Genomic DNA, 3,232 nt, shown 5'->3' on the forward strand with positions numbered 1-3,232 from the left:
AAAATTTGAATTTAAATAAATGAATAAAATTTCAAAATTAAATCTATCATTAAGCCAAATATAGATAAAATGCTATATCAAAAAAAGGAGCAAAAATGGCATACTCCAAAAAAGATCTCATCTCTACAAAAGATCTTACTACTGAGGATATATATCAAATTTTAAACCTAGCCAAAGATTACAAAAATCTAAATTTACAAAATGAGAAAAAATCACCACTTTTAAAAGGCGTAACAGTTGTAAATTCGTTCTTTGAAAACTCTACTAGAACACGCACAAGCTTTGAAATTGCTGCAAAAAGATTATCAAGCGATGCTATAAATTTCACTGCTAGTAGCTCAAGTACTAATAAAGGCGAAACCCTAATAGATACAATCAAAAATATAGAATCTATGCAAACAGATATATTTATTATGCGTCATAGTAGCTCAGGCGCAGCGCAATTTGTCGCTTCTCGTACTCCTAGCTGTGTGATAAATGCAGGGGATGGATGTAATGAGCATCCTACTCAGGCTCTACTAGATCTATTTACAATATATGAAAAATTTGGTTCATTTAATAATCTTACAGTTTCAATTATTGGTGATATAGCTCACTCTAGAGTAGCTAGATCAAATATCTATGCTATGCAAACTCTAGGTATAAAAGTCAAACTATTTGGCCCACCGCAAATGATGCAGTATGCTAAGGTTTTTGGCTGTGAAATTTGTAAAGATATGGATGAGGCAGTAAGCGGTAGTGATGCTATTATAATGCTTAGAATTCAGCTAGAAAGAAGCGATGATGAGACTCCATTTCCAAGTATTAGAGAGTATTGTAGATATTTTGGATTAAGCAAAACTAGAATGCAAAAAGCCAAAGAAAATGTAATAATCCTACATCCAGGGCCAATCAATCGTGGCGTAGAGTTAAATAGCGATGTAGCTGATGACCCACGCATATCTACTATCTTATCTCAGGTTGAAAATGGGGTAGCAATTAGAATGGCGATTCTAGATATAGTATATAAAAATCTCAAAGGGCTATGATGAAAACTCTAATTAAAAATGGAACAATAATAAACGCTAATGAGAGCAAAAAGGCAAATATTTTAATTCAAAACGATAAAATCATCGCTATCACTCAAGATGAACCAGCCGCAGATAAAGTTATCGACGCTAGTGGCAAACTAGTTATGCCCGGACTCATCGATATCCATGTGCATTTTAGAGATCCGGGCTTTGAGTATAAAGATGATATTATCACAGGTTCACAAACTGCAGTAGCTGGCGGGGTAACTGCTTGCTGTCCAATGGCAAATACAAACCCAGTAAATGACAATGCTACAATAACTCGTGATATGATAGAGAAGGCTAAAAAACGTGGCCTAATAGATTTAATGCCAATTGGAGCTATAACCAAAGGTATGAAAGGCGGCGGTATCACTGAAATGGGTGAAATGAGTGAGGCTGGATGTGTAGCATTTAGCGATGATGGATTGCCTGTTAGCTCTAGTGATGTAATGCGTGCTGCGCTTGAATACTCAGCATTTCATGGTTCTTTTATTATTAATCACTCTCAAGACTGCTCACTATGTAGAAATGGTCATATGAATGAAGGCCAAATGTCTATGAAGCTAGGCATTAAAGGAATGCCAAGAGAACAAGAAGAGATAATGATAAGTCGTGATATGCTACTAGCTAAGCTCACAGGTGGCCATATCCATATAGCTCATGTTAGTAGTGCGTGGAGTTTAAAGCTGATAGAGACAGCTAAAAAAGAGGGTATAAATATCACTTGTGAGGTGTGTCCACATCATTTTACATTTGATGAGAGTGAGCTAGAAAACTACGATACAAATTATAAAATGTCTCCACCACTTCGTACAAAAGCTGATGTAGAAGCGATGAGAGAGGGGCTAAAAAATGGAGTTATAGATATTATCTGTACTGACCACGCACCTCACCATAATGATGAAAAACAAAGAGAATTTGATAAGGCCCCATTTGGAATACTTGGTCTTCAAACACTCATTCCGCTTACTTTAAATTTGGTTAGAGATGGAGTTATAAACTATAATAAAATGGTTGAATTAACTAGTTTAAATCCAGCAAAATTACTAAAACTAAACGATAGAGGCGTTATATCTGAAGGCTATCTAGCTGATATTACAATCATTGATCCTGATTTTGAGTATATTTATGACGAAAATCTAAATAAATCCAAATCACAAAATTCACCACTTTTAGGCAAAAAGCTAAAAGGTGCAGCGATCAAAACTATAAAATCTGGAAGATTAGTATATGATTTTCCAAATGTGGTAGCGTGATGAGAAGCGCATTTACAATGATTGAGCTAGTCTTTGTCATTGTGGTACTTGGTATTTTAGCCAGTATCGCAGTGCCTAGGCTAGTTGCTACTAAGGACGATGCAAGCGCTGTAACATCAGCTACTTTACTAAAAGATAGCATCGTCCAGCTTACTGCATACTATACTATAAATGGCAAATTACCAACTGGAGATTTAAATTCTCAGCCTGAACTAGAAAAACTTGCCCCAACATATAAAAAATCACTAGATAAAAATGAAGCTTGGATAAGGTGCCTAAATATCACGCTTACAAGCGATACTATTAGTGTTGATGATGCTAGTAATTCAAGCGAGCCATTATGCAAAACTTTAGTTAAAATCCCAGCTGTTAAAGAGTGGATAGATAATGATATCACTCTAAGTAGTAGCGGAATATTTAATTAATTTTCACTATTAAAAGGTAAATTTGCTTATTATAAAGTTTATATTAATGTAGCAATTTATAAAATTGCTACGCTATAAATGATAAAATGGTTAATTTTCATATTTTTAAAGCTCTTTAATTTAAATTTTGATACAATGCCAAATTTTAAAAATCAAAATTTTGAATAAATTTATTAAAAAAAAAAAAAGGGGGGGGTTGAGCCCATATAGCAGCAATCAATCAAATTTAGATCAAAGATCAATCACAAAAGATTGTCACATTGATAATTTAACTCTTAATAACAATTATGGCGAGCGTATGCACGCACTCATATCAAGATTATATAAAATTCCACGCAGTATCACAGGAAAGGGCTTTAGAGATAGTCTTGATATAATTGATGAAGCTATTGGGGGGGGGTTAGAGCGATTTAGTATCCCAAGCGGTACGCAGGTTTATGATTGGAGAGTTCCGCCTGAATGGGTGATAAATGATGGTTATATCATAACGCCAGATGGT

4 protein-coding genes are annotated in these 3,232 nt (G+C 34.6%); all 4 read left to right on the forward strand.

Annotated features, from left to right (window positions below; all coding sequences use genetic code 11):
* Positions 1–95 precede the first annotated feature (95 nt).
* The gene (locus tag J6V67_RS01870; protein WP_291857738.1) at positions 96–1,028 is read left to right on the forward strand and encodes an aspartate carbamoyltransferase catalytic subunit; all 933 of its coding nucleotides are present in this window, start codon (positions 96–98) and stop codon (positions 1,026–1,028) included.
* Complete coding sequence (locus J6V67_RS01875; protein WP_291857740.1) at positions 1,028–2,308, forward strand: dihydroorotase family protein; 1,281 nt, start codon at positions 1,028–1,030, stop codon at positions 2,306–2,308. The genes J6V67_RS01870 and J6V67_RS01875 overlap by 1 nt, the downstream gene beginning before the upstream one ends.
* Positions 2,308–2,733: a type II secretion system protein gene (locus tag J6V67_RS01880; protein ID WP_291857742.1), complete on the forward strand. Its 426-nt coding sequence runs from the start codon at positions 2,308–2,310 to the stop codon at positions 2,731–2,733. The genes J6V67_RS01875 and J6V67_RS01880 overlap by 1 nt, the downstream gene beginning before the upstream one ends.
* 196 nt (positions 2,734–2,929) lie before the next feature.
* Positions 2,930–3,232, forward strand: a 303-nt coding sequence (locus J6V67_RS01885) for a DUF4910 domain-containing protein (RefSeq protein ID WP_291857744.1), incomplete at its 3' end; no start/stop codon positions are given.

Origin of the sequence: Campylobacter sp., assembly GCF_017646085.1 — a bacterium.
GTDB lineage: Bacteria > Campylobacterota > Campylobacteria > Campylobacterales > Campylobacteraceae > Campylobacter.

Excerpts from the sequence above, each read along its gene's own strand:
- J6V67_RS01875 (WP_291857740.1), top strand. The coding sequence starts at position 1,028 with ATGAAAACTCTAATTAAAAATGGAACAATAATAAACGCTAATGAGAGC.
- J6V67_RS01880 (WP_291857742.1), top strand. The coding sequence starts at position 2,308 with ATGAGAAGCGCATTTACAATGATTGAGCTAGTCTTTGTCATTGTGGTA.
- J6V67_RS01870 (WP_291857738.1), top strand. The coding sequence starts at position 96 with ATGGCATACTCCAAAAAAGATCTCATCTCTACAAAAGATCTTACTACT.